Origin of the sequence: Fodinicola acaciae (genome assembly GCF_010993745.1) — a bacterium.
Classification (GTDB): domain Bacteria; phylum Actinomycetota; class Actinomycetes; order Mycobacteriales; family HKI-0501; genus Fodinicola; species Fodinicola acaciae.
Map to the genome: position 1 here is coordinate 2,222,186 of NZ_WOTN01000002.1, position 14,032 is coordinate 2,236,217.

Genomic DNA, 14,032 nt, shown 5'->3' on the forward strand with positions numbered 1-14,032 from the left:
TCCGGCCCAACTTAGGATTGTGGAACAATTCTCGTCAAGACCGTGTCCATAATTTGCGGAAAAGCGGAGAGCCGCGGCAACATGGCGGCTAGAATTGTGCGACAGTTCTGCTAGTCTGCGGAGGTGGAGATGGGCGAGCCGGTGCCAGCCGGGGAGCGCGTCGCGGAAGACCTGCGGCGGCGGATCACCGAGGGGCATCTCCCGCCGGGCACGCAGCTGCGCGATGTCGCGCTGGCGGCCGAAATGGGCGTCGCGCGGCACACCTTGCGCGGTGCGTTGCGGCTGCTCGAATACGAGGGCCTGCTGACTTACCAGATGCACAAGGGTGTGGTGGTGAAGGCTCTGTCCACAATGGACGTGCGGGAGATCTATCGGGTGCGGCGGACGTTGGAGCTTAGTGCCATCGAGCACAGCGCGCTGGTGACCGAGGGCGAGCTGAGCAGGTTGGACGCGACCGTACGCGCCGCCGAGCTGGCGGTCAGCGGCCAGGAGTGGAACAGGGTCGGCACCGCGAGCCTGCGGTTTCACCAGGCTTTGGTGGCATTGCTCGGAAGCAGCACCTTCGACCAGATGTTTCGCGGAGTGCTGGCACAGTTACGGCTGGCCTTCGCGATCATGCCGGACGAGCAGGCCTGGCAGACTCCGTGGATCCCGCGCGACCGGGAGATCTGCGACCTGGTCCGCGGCGGCCGGCGAGACAGTGCGAAGGCTCTGCTTCGGCAGTATCTGGACGATTCCGAGCGCGGCGTGCTCGACGTCGTACGCGCTCGCGGGAACGAGCCGGTCAAAGGTCGGCAGACAGCGAAGGAGATGGGATGAACTCTCCCGCCGCCGCATATCAGGCGACCAAGGGAGGTGCGCTGGACGTCGACCGCGACCTGTATTCCGGGATCGCCGAAGGAAAACGTGAGCTGGTCGACGCGTTCGAGATTCCGATCCGGTCCGGCCGGGCCTGGCGGGTGCCGCGCGGCCACGTCTGCCGGCTGGTCACCGTGGAGGGTCCGCAGGTCGGTGACCTGAACATCTGGAATGCCGAGGATCCCAGGGAAAGACTGTGGGCCTCGCGGACCCGCCAGCTGCAGCGTGCGCACGTGAGCACGTACGACCGGCTCTGGTCCAACCTGCCGTTCCTGCGGCCGCTGGTCACGGTCACCGCGGACACCCTCGCCGGCTACGGCGTGGACGGCGAGGGCGGTCGCGTACACGATTTGCTTGGCACCCGGTGCGATCCGTATGTCAACCGGATGCTCACCGGTGAGGACTTCGACTTTCACTGCCATTCCAACCTGGTGCGCGCGGTGCTGCCGTACGGCCTGACCGAGTTCGACGTGCACGACGTGCTGAACGTGTTTCAGTGCACCGGTCTGAACGACGAGGACCGCTATTTCATGAAAGCGTGTCCGGCGCGGCCCGGGGACTATTTCGAGTTTTTCGCCGAGCTTGACCTGTTGTGCGCGCTGTCGACCTGTCCGGGTGGCGATCTCTCGGTGCCATTGTGGGGTCCGGATGCCGGCGATCCGCTGGAGGTCTGTCATCCGATCGGTGTCGAGGTCTACCGGCCCGCGGCGGAGCTGCTGGACGGCTGGAATCCGCCGGAGCGAGCGAAATACCGCCATCTGCACGGCCTGGTCGCGCCTCGTTGGGGAGACTGAATGACACACGTCGATCTGAACAGCGATCTCGGCGAGGGTTTCGGGATCTGGCCGATGGGGGACGACGCGGCATTGCTGGACATCGTCTCCAGCGCCAATGTCGCATGCGGATTCCACGCCGGCGATCCGACCGTCCTGCGCCGCGTCACCGCGCGGGCGGCCGAGCGTGGCGTGGTGATCGGCGCGCAGGTCGGTTATCGGGATCTGCCCGGCTTTGGCCGCCGGTTCATCGACGTGGACCCGGCCGAGCTGGTCAACGACGTGATCTACCAGATCGCCGCGTTGGACGGTTTCGCGCGAATCGCCGGCACGAAAGTGCGTTATGTGAAACCACATGGCGCGCTCTACAATGCGATCGTGACGCACGCCGAGCAGGCCGCGGCCGTGGTGCAGGCGGTGCGGCTTTACGATTCTTCGTTGCCAGTCATGGGATTGCCTGGCTCGGAGTGGCTGCGGCAGGCCGCCGAGGCGGGTCTGGCCACGGTGGCCGAAGCATTCGCGGACCGCGCTTACACACCGGAAGGCACTTTGCTGTCGCGGCGGTTGCCGGGAGCCGTGGTGCACGATCCGGACGAGGTGGTGCGGCGGACCGTACGGATGGCGGTCGAGGGCACCGTCGAGGCGGTCGACGGCAGCGTCGTTTCGGTGCGGCCACGGTCATTGTGCGTACACGGTGACACGCCGGGCGCGGTGGAGATCGCCCGGCGCGTACGCGACGGCCTGGTCGCCGCCGGTGTCGAGCTGCGGCCTTTTGGATGATGCGGATCAGGCCGGCCGGCGAGACCGCCGCGCTCGTCGAGGTGGACGACCTCGCGCAGGTGACCGGGTTGCACACCGCGCTGCGCGCGGACCCGCCGGCCGGTGTGGCCGAGTTCGTACCGGCCGCACGGACGATCCTGGTCACGTACGACCCGGCCGTCACCTCTTTCGACCGGCTGGCCGCCGGCATCGAGCGAACGCGGATCGCGCCGGCGGACGAGGTTTCCGGTTCGCTGGTGGAGATTCCGGTGCGATATGACGGTGCCGACCTGGCGGCCGTCGCCGACGCGGCGGGCCTGAGCCAGGAGGAGGTGGTCCGGCGGCACCAGTCGGCCGACTATCGCGTCGCTTTCTGTGGGTTCGCGCCAGGTTTCGGCTATCTCACCGGCCTCGACCCGGTGTTGCGGCTGCCACGAAAGGAAACTCCGCGCACGCGCGTGCCGGCCGGGTCGGTCGCGATCGCCGGCGAGTTCAGCGCGGTCTATCCGACCGCCTCGCCCGGTGGCTGGCATCTGCTCGGGCACAGCGAGTTGGCGATGTGGGACACCGATCGCGACCCGCCGGCCGCGCTGGCGCCGGGCGACCGCGTACGGTTTGTCGAGCGATGATCAGGATCGTGCGGCCAGGACCGCTGACGACCGTACAGGACCTCGGCCGGCCCGGATATCTGGCGCTTGGCGTCGGCACGTCCGGCGCCGCCGACCGGCAGAGCCTGCGGCTGGCCAACCGGCTGGTCGGAAACGCCGAGTCGGCCGCCGGCCTGGAGGCGACTTTCGGTGGCCTGTCGATGGTTTTCCTGGAGCCGGCCACCATCGCGCTGACCGGAGCGCCGGTGCCGGCGGTACTGGGAGGTCGCCCGGTGTCGATGAACAGCCCGATTTCGGTGCCCTCGGGCGCGAAGCTGGAGCTGGGGCGGCCGTCCGAAGGCATGCGGACCTATCTGGCCGTACGCGGTGGCCTGGATGTGCCGGAGGTGCTCGGCTCGCGTTCCACCGACGTGCTTTCCGGCTTGGGACCGCCAAAGGTCGCCGCCGGTGACGTCTTTCCGTTCGGGTCCGCGACAGTCGGACCGCCAAACGTGGATCTCGCGCCGGTGCCACGACTGCCGATCGAGCCGGTGCTGCGGGTCGTCGCCGGTCCGCGGGACGACTGGTTTGCTTCGCTGCGACCACTTCTGACCGGCCGATACGAGGTTTCGCCGGACAGCAACCGGGTGGGCGTACGGCTGCGTGGCTCGGCCTTGGAGCGGGTGAGATCCGGTGAGCTGCCGTCCGAAGGCATGGTCACCGGATCGCTGCAGGTGCCGCCGGACGGCCAGCCGGTCCTGTTCCTGGCCGACCATCCGGTCACCGGCGGCTATCCGGTCGCGGCCGTCGTGTGCTCCGCGGACATTTCGTTGGCTGCGCAGCTGCGTCCTGGCCAGTCAGTGCGTTTTCGGCTTACGACAGCGCATTGATCTCGGTGGCGAGGATGCGCAGGGGGAGAGGGCCGGCGCTGAGCACGGCCTCGTGAAAGTCGCGGAGATTGCGGTTTCCGCGCAGTTGCCGGAGAAAGTGATGGCCGGCGTGATAGCCGAGTGCCTGACCCGGATCGTCGACGGCATAGCGCACCAATTCGGTGCGGATCTCGGCATCCGGCAGCGCACCGGCCTGGCGCAGGAAGCTCGCGGCTTTCCGCGCTGACCAGCCAAACGCGTTCATGCCGGTGTCCACGACCAGACGCGCGGCCTGAAAACGCTCCGAGCACAGCCGACCATAGGCGTCCACCGGATCGTCGTAGAGACCGAGGTCCCAGCCGAGACCGGCGGCATACTCGGCCCAGCCCTCGACATATCCGTTGATGGCGAAGGTCGCGAGCACGCTCGGCTCCCGCCGGACGGCGGCCAGCGAGTCGTTTTCCAGTTGCCGGCTCAGCTGGAGGTGATGACCCGGCATGCCTTCGTGATAGATCAGGCTGGCCGCTTTCAGCAGCGAACGCTCCGGCAGCTTCGCGGCGTTGTAACAGAAATAGCCGCAGCCGTCCGCACCAGGCGGCTCGTAGTAACCGTAGGTCAGGTCCGCCTCCAGCTCCGCGTCGAGCCGGCGCAGCCGGAACGGCGCCGATGGCAGGGACGCGAAACAGGCGTCGAGATGGTCGCCGAGCCGATCGACGTACGACTGCAGGCGGCGGTGCAGGTCGGCCGGATCCGTTGCGTAGAGCCGAGGATCGGCGGCGAGTCGCGCGCGGTGCGCGTCCTCATCGGCGATGCCGGACTGCGCGGTCAGTCTGTCCACTTCGGACAGTCCGAGCTGGTGGGCCGCCTCCGGCGTCAGGTCCAGGCCGGTGTGACAGCGTACGAGGCCGGCATAGCACTCCGCACCACCGGGTTGGTGGCAGAGGCCGAGCGTGTCGGGACCGTCATGCGCGGAGATTTCGTCCAGGAGAGCGGAGAACTCGGTGGCCGTCTCCTCCGGCGACGCGGCGGCATGTGCGCTTATGCCGTCGATGGCGGTGCTTTTCGCCGGCGCCGGCAGGACGATGCCGCGGCGGCGCTGTGCGGCGAGCGTCTGCCGCATCTGGCTGACCGCGGCGAGGTAATCCGGCAGCAGGTCGGTGTTCCTGGCCATGATGTCGCGATATGTGCTCAGAACGCTGGCGTTGTACGGCGTCACCGGAAAACGGAACCAGAACCGCTCCGCCTCGGCGACCTCCTGCCGGAAGTGCTCGCCGAGAAACGCGGCCGTACGCCGGTCTTCGGTGCTCAGGATGGCGGCGTCCACTGTGGACAGCCGCCGAAGCGCGTCGGCTGCCCAGTCGACATTCGCCTCCATCTCCGCGATGCCGCCGGCTGGCAGGGTGCAGGCCCCGCCGGGCTGACGTGCTGCGATCGTGGGGTCACGGCTGTGCAGGCGCGTCGCCGTCTCGTCGGCGAGCGCGCGGATCTCGGAATTGTCCATGTGTGACAGGATAAGCCGTTTCGGCCAGTGCCGAAGAGTCACCGGCATAGCGTGGCCGTTGTGACGACATCTGTGGAACAACACGTACGTATCGAGCCGTCGATCCTTTACTTCGGCACGCCGGTCGCCCTGATCACGACCCGGAATCGGGACGGCTCGGCCAACATCGGGCCGATGTCCTCGGCGTGGGCCCTCGGCGACACGGTCGTGCTCGGATGGTCGACAGCGTCGCAGACCATGGCCAACATCGAGCGCGAGCGGGAATGCGTCATCAACCTGCCGTCCGCCGACCTGCACCGGCAGGTGGAGGCATTGGCGCCGCTGACCGGTGCGAATCCGGTGCCGGACCAGAAAACCGACAAGTTCCGATTTGAACGTGACAAGTTCGGTGCGGCCGGACTGACACCGTGCGACTCCGAAACCGTGAGGCCGCCGCGGATCGTCGAATGTGCCCTGCAGTTGGAGGCCAGGGTGACGGCCGTCCATGTGCCGGGCGGTCCGGACAACGGTTTCTTCCGGATTGTCGAGACGTACGTCCAACGCGTACACGCGCACATCGGCATCGTGAAAGCCGGCACGGATCACATCGACACGCGGCGATGGAATCCGCTCTTGTACGTCTTCCGGCATTATTTCGGCACCGGCCCTGAGCTTGGCCGCAGTTTCCGCGCCGAAGATTAATCCGACAGCCCCTTCCGCGCCGCAGAAATGAGGAGGAGACTGCGCAGCGACCGACGATTGGAGGGGGAATGGTGCAGAAAACGTCCTACCTGCCGGGGACGCCGAACTGGGTGGACCTCGGCAGTCCCGACCCGGACGCGGCAGCGGAGTTCTACGCCGAGCTGTTCGGTTGGGAAGTGAGCGAGCCGGGTCCGCCGGAAAGCGGAAGCTATCGGATGGGGTTGCTGCGGGGACTTCCGGTCGCCGGCATCGGGGCGCAGCAGGCGCCGGGGCCGCCGTACTGGACAACGTACGTCTCGGTCACCGACGCGGACCTGACCGCGAAGGAAGCACGTGCCGCCGGCGGCCAGGTGCTGATGGAGCCGATGGACGTGATGGAATTCGGCCGGATGGCCGTGTTCACCGATCCCGGCGGCGCCGCTTTCTCCGTCTGGCAGCCGAAACAGCACATCGGCGCCAGCCTGGTCAACGAGCCGGGGGCGCTCACCTGGAACGAGCTGCTGACCCGCGACGCCGACAGCGTGACATCGTTCTATGGCAGTGTCTTCGGCTGGACGGCCAGCCCGCTTTCGATGGGCGGCAGCGAATACACCGAGTGGAAAATTGGTGATGCGACCGTCGGTGGGATGATGCAGATGGACGACAACTTCCCGCCGGACCTGCCGCCGCACTGGATGGTCTATTTCGCGGTCGCCGACGCCGACGCGTCGGCGAAGAAGGTCACTGAGCTCGGAGGTGCCGTTCATCAGCCGCCGATGGACATCCCGCCGGGACGATTCGCGTTGGTCGCCGACCCGCAAGGAGCGATGTTCAGCATCATCGCGCTGACCAACGCGGCCGGCTGAGTCTGCAGGGGTGGCGTCTCCTGGCGCCACCCCTACAGAAACGCCTCGATCTCGGCGAGTACGTCGGCCGGCTGTTGCTCAACCAGGAAATGACCGGCGTCGGCGATCGCGCGCCCGCGTACGTCGTCGGCGTAGTCGCGCCACACCTCCAGTGGCTCGTACATCCGGCCGACCGCGCCGGTTTCGCCCCACAGCACCAAAGTCGGCTGGCTGAGCCGGCGGTCCGCGTCGGCTTCGTCGTGCTCTAGATCGATGGACGCCGCCGCGCGATAGTCCTCGATCATCGCGTGGCGGGTCTCGGCATTGTCGAAGCAGCGCTCGTATTCGGCCAGCGCGCGCGGATCGTACGCGTCGAGTGCGCCGCCGAAGCTGCCGAGCGCGCTGTGCAGGAAGTACTTCGCGTCGTTGCCGATCAGCCGCTCCGGCAGATCGTACGGCTGGATCAGGAAAAACCAGTGGTAGTAGGTGCTGGCCATGAGCTTGTCGGTGTGGCTGAAGACGTGCCGTGTCGGCGCGATGTCGAGCACGGCGAGTTTCGTGACCGCTTCGGCATGATCGAGGGCGAGTCGATGTGCCGTACGTGCGCCGCGGTCGTGACCGACGACGGCGAAAAACGGATGGCCGAGCTGGCGCATGACCTCGTACTGATCCCGCGCCATGGCGCGAAAACTGTAGCCGGCATGGTCGTCGCCGGCCGGTGGTGTGGACGAGTCGCCATAGCCGCGGAGGTCGGCGACCACGACGGTGTGGTCTGTGGCCAGTCGCGGCGCGACCTCGTGCCACATCGCGTGGGTTTGCGGAAATCCGTGCAACAGCAGGACAGGCGGCCCCGCACCACCGACACGCACGTTGATTTCGGCGCCACTGGTCGTGATCCGGCGCTGGTCGAAGCCGTCGAAAAAACTATTGGTCATGGCGCAGCCTTTCGAAGAACTCCTCGGCTGTGATGCCCGGATCATCCTTGTCGCCGGACCAATGTTCGAGTACGGCGGCCGCGGCTCTGCCGAAGTCGTCCGGCAGGCCGGCGGCGCGCATGGTGTCGGCGACCTCCAGCATCTCCGGCGCCCAGCGCCACGCGCGGCCGACCATGCTCGGCAGACTGTCCAATTCGGACAGTGCCGACGTGGTCGTACGCGCGCCTTCCGCCAGCAAATGCTCGGTGACGCCGTACTGTGCCGCCAATGCGTGCGCGACCGCGGCCAATGCCCAGGTCGCTTTGTTGTAGCCGCCATAAGCCATTTTCAACGCGCTCGCGGCGCCGGTCTCGGTGCCAAGGTCGATAGTCGCGACTTGGCTCTCGCGGAAAAGCGCGGCGACCGTTGAGACATGGTCTGCTTGGCCGGACAGGTAAAACCGGTTGCGCCGCTGGTTCGTCGGCGGCGGACCCACGATGGCACCGTCCACGAAGTTGTCGAATTTTCGCGCGATGGTGGCGGCACGTTGCGGACTGATCGCGTTGGCGTCGACATACAGCCCACTGAAGCCGGCACCAGCAATTTCGGACGCGACGGCTTCGGCGTACGCGGGTGGACAGATCGAGAGGACGATATCCGCCTCGACGATGTCGTCGAGTTTGCTGACTGCCGTGAGCCCAGCAGCTGCGGCACGCTTCGTGGTTGCCTGGCTGCGGTCGGTGCTCAGCCAGCTGAGCTGTTCGGTGTTGCGGACGGCGATGGCGGCCATAGCCGCACCCATCTCGCCGGGATGGAGGACGGCCACGGTCGGAGGCATGCCCCTACCGTACGACCGCGGGGTGGCGGAGACGCGTTTGACGAGGCGGCTGGGCTTTCATGATTGTTGCGTTGGGTGGGTGGTTGCGTCTTCATGGTTGTTGCGTTTGGGATGTGGTGGAGTTTCCTGTTTGTTGCGTTTTAGGGTTTTCGCCTGCGCGGCGGGCGCTCCTGCGCGGAGGGCGACCTCAAGGGGAGGGGTGCGCGGGGTTCGCTGTTGGTCCGGTTGGGTGCCGCGGGTGCGGTTGTGTTTGTGGTGTGGACCAGGAGTGTGGCTGGGGCGCCGGACACCCGAGGGCGTTCCGGTCTGTGGCGAGAAGGTCCACTATGTGGGACGCGAAGCATGTGGAGCGCTAAATGTCTGGATTGAGAGGTTCGTAGATGGCATGAATGTCGAGTTACTTGCGTTGGACGCAAGAAACAAGGCTTTCACGCCACGGCGATCACCGGAGGCTGTGACGGGTGTGACTACTGAGGCTAGTAATGCTGTTGTGGCTACCAGGCTGCACCAAATGTCCATTTTGATGTCTTGTTAAACAAAGTATTACGCAGCCGATCCGCCTCACCCGCATTGCCAGCCACAGTAGCCACATCAGCACCACCCCGGACGCTGTGATGCCGTCCAGCCCGACGGGTTGCTTCCCACACGTGACCTGGCTTGCTCGTTCTCCCCGTCGGCGGGCGCAGCCAACCACATTTTCGGAGGGGCCGCCGCCAAACAAACGCAACCACCCTCCCAGGCTCGGCGGCCCCTCCGAAAATGTGGTTCCCTTCAGGGCGTCGACGGGGAGAACGAGCAAGCCTGGAGAACCCAGCCCCGCCCGCAAACCGCCGCCCGCACCCTCAATGCACACCGATTGGCGGCCACGCGCCCCCTCCCTTGAGGTCGCCCTCCGCGCAGGAGCGCCCGCCGCGCAGGCGAAAAACCCAACCACCCCCTGACGCAACAAACATGAAGACGCAACCACCCACCCAACGCATCAAACTGGAGACGCCGCGCCTCTCCAATGCATCAAACTGGGGACGCCGCGCGTCTCCAATGCATCAAACGGGAGACGCCGTGCCTCTCCAACGCACCAAACAGGAGACCCGCCACCTCACCAACCAGAAAACCCGACCGCGTCTCATCGCACCAGAAACCACCGCCTACACATGCAACCCCAGAAAACTTCGGGGCCACCTACCCAAACACGCCACTCAGCCGACGCAATCCTTCGATGGTCCGTTCTGGTGAATGCGTCGTGAACGAGAGCCGCAGCGTGCGCACATCGGGGTCGCGCACATAGAACGGCACGCCCGGCACGTACGCGACGTCGCGCGCCAGCGCGGCAGGCAGCAGCTCCGTGGCGTTGAAGCCGTCAGGCAGCCGGACCCAGACGAACATGCCGCCGCTCGGCGAGGTCCATCGGCTGCCGGCTGGCAGCACCTCCGGCAGGGTTGCCTGCATGGCGTCGCGGCGGGATCGGTACGCGGCGCGGACGTGGTCGAGATGGCTGGCCAGGTCGGTGTGGGCGAGGTAGTGCGCGGCGGCGGCCTGGTCGATGGTGGAGGTGTGCAGGTCCGCGGCCTGCTTGGCGATCACGAGCGCGGACCGGAGCGGAGCGGGCGCGCGGAGCCAGCCGAGGCGCAGCCCGGGGGCGAGGATTTTCGAGAAGCTGCCGAGCAGAATCGTACGATCGGCGGCGGCCGGCTCGGCGGCGATCGGTGCCAGTGTGGTGCCGTCATAGCGCAGCTCGGCGTACGGGTCGTCCTCGACGATCCAGATGCCTTCCCGTGAGGCTGCCTCGGCGATCGCGCGGCGGCGTGTGGCGGTGATCGTGCGGCCGGTGGGGTTCTGGAACGTCGGCACCAGATAGAGCAGTTTCGGTTTTTCTTCGCGGATCAACGAAACCAGCGCGTCGACGTCGATGCCGTCGTCGTCGCCGGGCACCGGCACGAGCCGCGCTCCGGCCAGCTGCAGGCACTGGATGGCGGCCAGATATGCCGGTGCTTCCACCAAGACCGTGTCGCCCGGTGACACCAGTGCGGTCGCGACCAGCGTCAACGCCTGCTGAGAACCGGTCGTCACCAACACGTCCGCCGGATCGGTCGGCATCGGTGCGCGGGCCGCGATGGCCGTACGCAGCGCGAGATCGCCTTCGGTCGGCGAATACTGCAGCGCGCGCTGGCCGTCGTGTCGCAGCACGTGGTCGAAGGCGGCGGCCAGCCCGGCGGTGTCGAAGAACTCCGGCGCCGGCAGGCCACCGGAGAACGCGATCACCTCGGGACGGCTGGTCAGCGCGAGCAGGTCGCGGACCGGTGAGCTGGCAACGTTCGCAAGGCGAGCTGCGGGCGCCGGGGGACGGACGGAAAACGCGGCGGTCACGACAGGACTCCAAAACCAGAGGAAAGCCAGATGCGGTCGTGCCGCGCGGCGAGACAGGCCACGGTCGGTGGCGCCGGTCCTCAGCTTACCGATCGTTAAGGCGGCTGTCGTTATAACCTCGGCCTGTGTTCAACGCCACCTCGGCGCTCGCCGCCGCAGCACCGGTGCCGTACTGGCTGGACAGCGCCGACCGGCCGGCGCCGCGACCGGCGTTACGCGGGTCGGTCAGCGCCGACCTGGCGATCGTCGGAGGCGGCTTCACCGGCCTCTGGGCGGCCGTACGCGCGAAGGAGCGCGATCCGGACCGCAACGTCGTGCTGGTCGAAGGAGCGCGGATCGGCTGGGCCGCGACCGGCCGCAACGGCGGCTTTTGCGAGGCCAGCCTCACGCACGGCGAGGCCAATGGACGCGAACGCTGGCCGGAGGAGTACGCCACGCTGGAGCGTCTCGGCCTGGAAAACCTGGACGCGATCGAGGAAACGCTCAAAAAGCACGACATCGACTGTGATTTCCGGCGCACCGGCGCACTGACCGTGGCGACCCAGCCACATCAGATCGCCGACCTGGAAGGCGACGGTCACCTGGACCGGGAGGCCGTACGCGCCGAGCTCGACTCGCCGACTTTTCTGGCCGGTCACTGGGAAAAACACGGCACGGCGATCGTCGATCCGGCGCGGCTGGCCTGGGGACTGGCGAGGGTCGCCGAGCAAGCCGGCGTCCGCATCTTCGAACGCTCGGTCGTACGCGGCCTGGCCGCCGACGGCACGCTGAGAATCAACGACGACGCGACCGTACGCGCCAACAGGATCGCCCTCGGCACCAACGTTTTCCGTTCTCCACTCAAGAGAATCCGGCCATACACGGTGCCGGTCTACGACTACGTGCTGATGACCGAGCCGCTGAGCCGGACCCAGCTGGACGAGATCGGCTGGCGTAACCGGCAGGGAGTTTCCGACTCCGGCAACCAGTTCCACTACTACCGGCTGACCGAGGACGACCGGATCCTCTGGGGCGGCTACGACGCGGTCTATTACTTCGGACGCAAGGTCCGCCGGAAATACGACCAGCGGCCGGCGACCTTCCACCGGCTCGCCGAGCACTTCGTCGAGACTTTTCCGCAGCTGGAAGGGATCGGCTTCACCCACAAGTGGGGTGGCGCGATCGACACGTGCAGCCGGTTCTGCGCGTTCTTCGGCACCGCGTACGCCGGTCGGGTCGCCTACGCCAGCGGCTACACCGGCCTCGGCGTCGGCGCGAGCCGGTTCGGCGCGGACGTGATGCTCGACCTGCTGGCCGGCGACCGAACGGAGCGCACCGAGCTGGAGATGGTGCGGACCAGGCCGATCCCGTTTCCGCCGGAGCCGGCCGCGTACGCCGGCATCCAGCTCACCCGCGCGGCGCTCGCCCGCGCCGACCGCGACGGCGGCCGCCGCAACCTCTGGCTGCGGAGCCTGGACGCGCTCGGTATGGGCTTCGACTCCTGACCATCGGCCGGCCGGTAGACTCTCGTGGGTTAGCCAACCCCCACCTTCCAGTCCGGAGTGTACGTACGTGAAGAGCACCGTGGAGACCTTGAGCCCGACCAGGGTGAAGCTGTCGGTGGAGGTTCCGTTCGAGGAGCTGAAGCCCAGCCTGGACAAGGCCTACCGGCAGATTGCCCAGCAGGTCGCGATCCCGGGTTTCCGGAAGGGGAAGGTGCCGCCGCGGCTGATCGACCAGCGGGTCGGCCGGGCCGCGGTGCTCAACGAGGCGATCAACGACGCGATCCCGCAGCAGTACTCCGCGGCCGTGCAGGAGCACGACGTGAAGGTGCTCGGCCAGCCGGAGTTCGACCTGAAGTCGCTGGAGGACGGCGACCTGCTGAGCTTCACCGCCGAGGTGGACGTGCGGCCGGAGATCACCCTGCCGGCGTACGAGGACCTCAAGGTCGACGTCACCGACCTGACCGTCACCGACGCCGACGTGGACGAGCAGCTCGACCTGCTGCGTGACCGGTTCGCGGTGCTCAAGGGAGTCGAGCGCGCCGCGCAGGAGAAGGACTTCGTGTCCATCGACCTGTCCGCCGCGATCGAGGGCAAGGAGCTGGAGGACGCGACCACCAAGGGGTTGTCGTACGAGGTCGGCACCAACCAGATGCTGGAGGGCCTGGACGAGGCGATCGTCGGCCTGTCCGCCGGCGAGTCCAAGACCTTCACCAGCAAGCTGGTCGGCGGCGAGCACGCCGGCGAGGAGGCCGAGGTCACCGTCACGGTGCAGAGCGTCAAGACCAAGGACCTGCCGGCGCTGGACGACGACTTCGCGCAGACCGCCAGCGAGTTCGACACGCTCGAGGAGCTGCGCGACGACGCGCGGCAGCGGGCCGAGCGCAACAAGCGGCTGGAGCAGGTCGTCTCGGCGCGCGACCTGGTGCTCAAGACGCTGGTCGAGGCGGTCGAGGTGCCGCTGCCGGAGACCGTCGTGCAGACCGAGCAGGACTTCCGCAAGCAGAGCATCACCCGCCAGCTGGAGGCCGCCGGCGCCACCATCGCGCAGTATCTGGCCGCCGAGAGCAAGACCGAGGAGGACCTCGACGCCGAGCTGCACGAGGCCTCCGAGGACGCCGTACGCAACCAGCTCGTGCTGGACGCGGTGGCCGACCAGGAGGAGCTGGGGGTCAGCAACGAGGAGCTGACCACCGAGGTCGTCCAGCGCGCCGCGCAGACCGGCCGTGACCCGCAGCAGTACGCCGACGAGCTGGTCAACTCAGGCCAGCTGCCGTTCGTGATCGCCGACATCCGCCGCGGCAAGGCGCTCGCGCTGGTGCTGGACAAGGCGACGATCACCGACAGCGCCGGCGAGAAGGTGGACATCACCGCCGCGATGCGCGCCGCGCAGGCACCACACGACCATGACCATGACCATGACCACGACCATGACCACGGGGACGACCCGGACGGGGCCGAGGAGGAGGTCTGACCTGCGCGAAAGCGCGGCGACGGCCGCCGGCCTGCGCTGACAGCGAAACCGCCGCCTGGCTCCGTCCCGGCGGCGGGATCCGAGCTAGGGTCTGTTTCGAAACAGACCC

The 14,032-nt window shown here is 67.4% G+C and carries 13 protein-coding genes; 9 read left to right on the forward strand and 4 right to left on the reverse strand.

What is annotated here, in order from left to right; all coding sequences use genetic code 11:
- Window positions 1-129 precede the first annotated feature (129 nt).
- Genes GNX95_RS25775 through GNX95_RS25795 form a run of 5 tightly spaced genes read left to right on the forward strand, consistent with a single transcriptional unit; the run spans window position 130 to window position 3,867 of the window.
- Window positions 130-819 (forward strand): GntR family transcriptional regulator, encoded by a 690-nt coding sequence (locus tag GNX95_RS25775; RefSeq protein ID WP_163510225.1) that lies wholly within the window; start codon window positions 130-132, stop codon window positions 817-819.
- Entirely contained in the window at window positions 816-1,652 is an 837-nt protein-coding gene (locus tag GNX95_RS25780; RefSeq protein ID WP_163509942.1) for an urea carboxylase-associated family protein, read from the forward strand. Before GNX95_RS25775 ends, GNX95_RS25780 begins: the two co-directional genes overlap by 4 nt.
- A complete protein-coding gene (locus GNX95_RS25785) occupies window positions 1,653-2,411 on the forward strand; it encodes a LamB/YcsF family protein (RefSeq protein ID WP_163509943.1) in 759 nt (252 codons plus the stop codon). It abuts the gene before it with no gap.
- Entirely contained in the window at window positions 2,408-3,019 is a 612-nt protein-coding gene (gene pxpB, locus GNX95_RS25790; protein WP_343034976.1) for a 5-oxoprolinase subunit PxpB, read from the forward strand. The genes GNX95_RS25785 and pxpB overlap by 4 nt, the downstream gene beginning before the upstream one ends.
- A complete protein-coding gene (locus GNX95_RS25795) occupies window positions 3,016-3,867 on the forward strand; it encodes a 5-oxoprolinase subunit C family protein (protein WP_163509944.1) in 852 nt (283 codons plus the stop codon). The genes pxpB and GNX95_RS25795 overlap by 4 nt, the downstream gene beginning before the upstream one ends.
- On the opposite strand, the gene GNX95_RS25800 is transcribed toward GNX95_RS25795, so the two are convergent.
- Entirely contained in the window at window positions 3,851-5,347 is a 1,497-nt protein-coding gene (locus GNX95_RS25800; protein WP_163509945.1) for a DUF885 domain-containing protein, read from the reverse strand. The two genes, GNX95_RS25795 and GNX95_RS25800, sit on opposite strands and share 17 nt — an antisense overlap.
- 60 nt (window positions 5,348-5,407) lie before the next feature.
- On the opposite strand from GNX95_RS25800, the gene GNX95_RS25805 reads away from it, so the two are divergent.
- Window positions 5,408-6,028, forward strand: a complete 621-nt coding sequence (locus tag GNX95_RS25805; protein ID WP_163509946.1) for a flavin reductase family protein — start codon at window positions 5,408-5,410, stop codon at window positions 6,026-6,028.
- Window positions 6,029-6,096: 68 nt separating this feature from the next.
- Complete coding sequence (locus GNX95_RS25810; RefSeq protein ID WP_163509947.1) at window positions 6,097-6,873, forward strand: VOC family protein; 777 nt, start codon at window positions 6,097-6,099, stop codon at window positions 6,871-6,873.
- A 32-nt stretch (window positions 6,874-6,905) separates the two neighbouring features.
- Here GNX95_RS25810 and GNX95_RS25815 read toward each other — a convergent pair whose 3' ends face one another.
- The 3 genes from GNX95_RS25815 to GNX95_RS25825 form a co-directional block, all read right to left on the reverse strand.
- A complete protein-coding gene (locus GNX95_RS25815; protein WP_163509948.1) occupies window positions 6,906-7,787 on the reverse strand; it encodes an alpha/beta fold hydrolase in 882 nt (293 codons plus the stop codon).
- Entirely contained in the window at window positions 7,777-8,604 is an 828-nt protein-coding gene (locus tag GNX95_RS25820) for an NAD(P)-dependent oxidoreductase (RefSeq protein ID WP_163509949.1), read from the reverse strand. The genes GNX95_RS25815 and GNX95_RS25820 overlap by 11 nt, the downstream gene beginning before the upstream one ends.
- Window positions 8,605-9,783: 1,179 nt before the next feature.
- A complete protein-coding gene (locus tag GNX95_RS25825; RefSeq protein ID WP_163509950.1) occupies window positions 9,784-10,968 on the reverse strand; it encodes an aminotransferase-like domain-containing protein in 1,185 nt (394 codons plus the stop codon).
- Between the two features lie 125 nt (window positions 10,969-11,093).
- Between GNX95_RS25825 and GNX95_RS25830 the strand changes: the two genes are divergently transcribed.
- Window positions 11,094-12,452 (forward strand): NAD(P)/FAD-dependent oxidoreductase, encoded by a 1,359-nt coding sequence (locus GNX95_RS25830; RefSeq protein WP_163509951.1) that lies wholly within the window; start codon window positions 11,094-11,096, stop codon window positions 12,450-12,452.
- A 67-nt stretch (window positions 12,453-12,519) separates the two neighbouring features.
- Window positions 12,520-13,923 carry a trigger factor gene (gene tig / locus GNX95_RS25835; RefSeq protein ID WP_163509952.1) on the forward strand — a complete coding sequence of 468 codons (1,404 nt, stop codon included), beginning with the start codon at window positions 12,520-12,522 and terminating at the stop codon, window positions 13,921-13,923.
- Window positions 13,924-14,032: the final 109 nt, after the last annotated feature.

What these genes read in the sequence shown, in the direction of transcription:
- GNX95_RS25810 (WP_163509947.1), top strand. Translation starts at nt 6,097, where the DNA reads ATGGTGCAGAAAACGTCCTACCTGCCGGGGACGCCGAACTGGGTGGAC.
- GNX95_RS25780 (WP_163509942.1), top strand. Translation starts at nt 816, where the DNA reads ATGAACTCTCCCGCCGCCGCATATCAGGCGACCAAGGGAGGTGCGCTG.
- pxpB (WP_343034976.1), top strand. Translation starts at nt 2,408, where the DNA reads ATGATGCGGATCAGGCCGGCCGGCGAGACCGCCGCGCTCGTCGAGGTG.
- GNX95_RS25800 (WP_163509945.1), bottom strand. Translation starts at nt 5,347, where the DNA reads ATGGACAATTCCGAGATCCGCGCGCTCGCCGACGAGACGGCGACGCGC.
- GNX95_RS25775 (WP_163510225.1), top strand. Translation starts at nt 130, where the DNA reads ATGGGCGAGCCGGTGCCAGCCGGGGAGCGCGTCGCGGAAGACCTGCGG.
- GNX95_RS25785 (WP_163509943.1), top strand. Translation starts at nt 1,653, where the DNA reads ATGACACACGTCGATCTGAACAGCGATCTCGGCGAGGGTTTCGGGATC.
- GNX95_RS25815 (WP_163509948.1), bottom strand. Translation starts at nt 7,787, where the DNA reads ATGACCAATAGTTTTTTCGACGGCTTCGACCAGCGCCGGATCACGACC.
- GNX95_RS25795 (WP_163509944.1), top strand. Translation starts at nt 3,016, where the DNA reads ATGATCAGGATCGTGCGGCCAGGACCGCTGACGACCGTACAGGACCTC.
- GNX95_RS25820 (WP_163509949.1), bottom strand. Translation starts at nt 8,604, where the DNA reads ATGCCTCCGACCGTGGCCGTCCTCCATCCCGGCGAGATGGGTGCGGCT.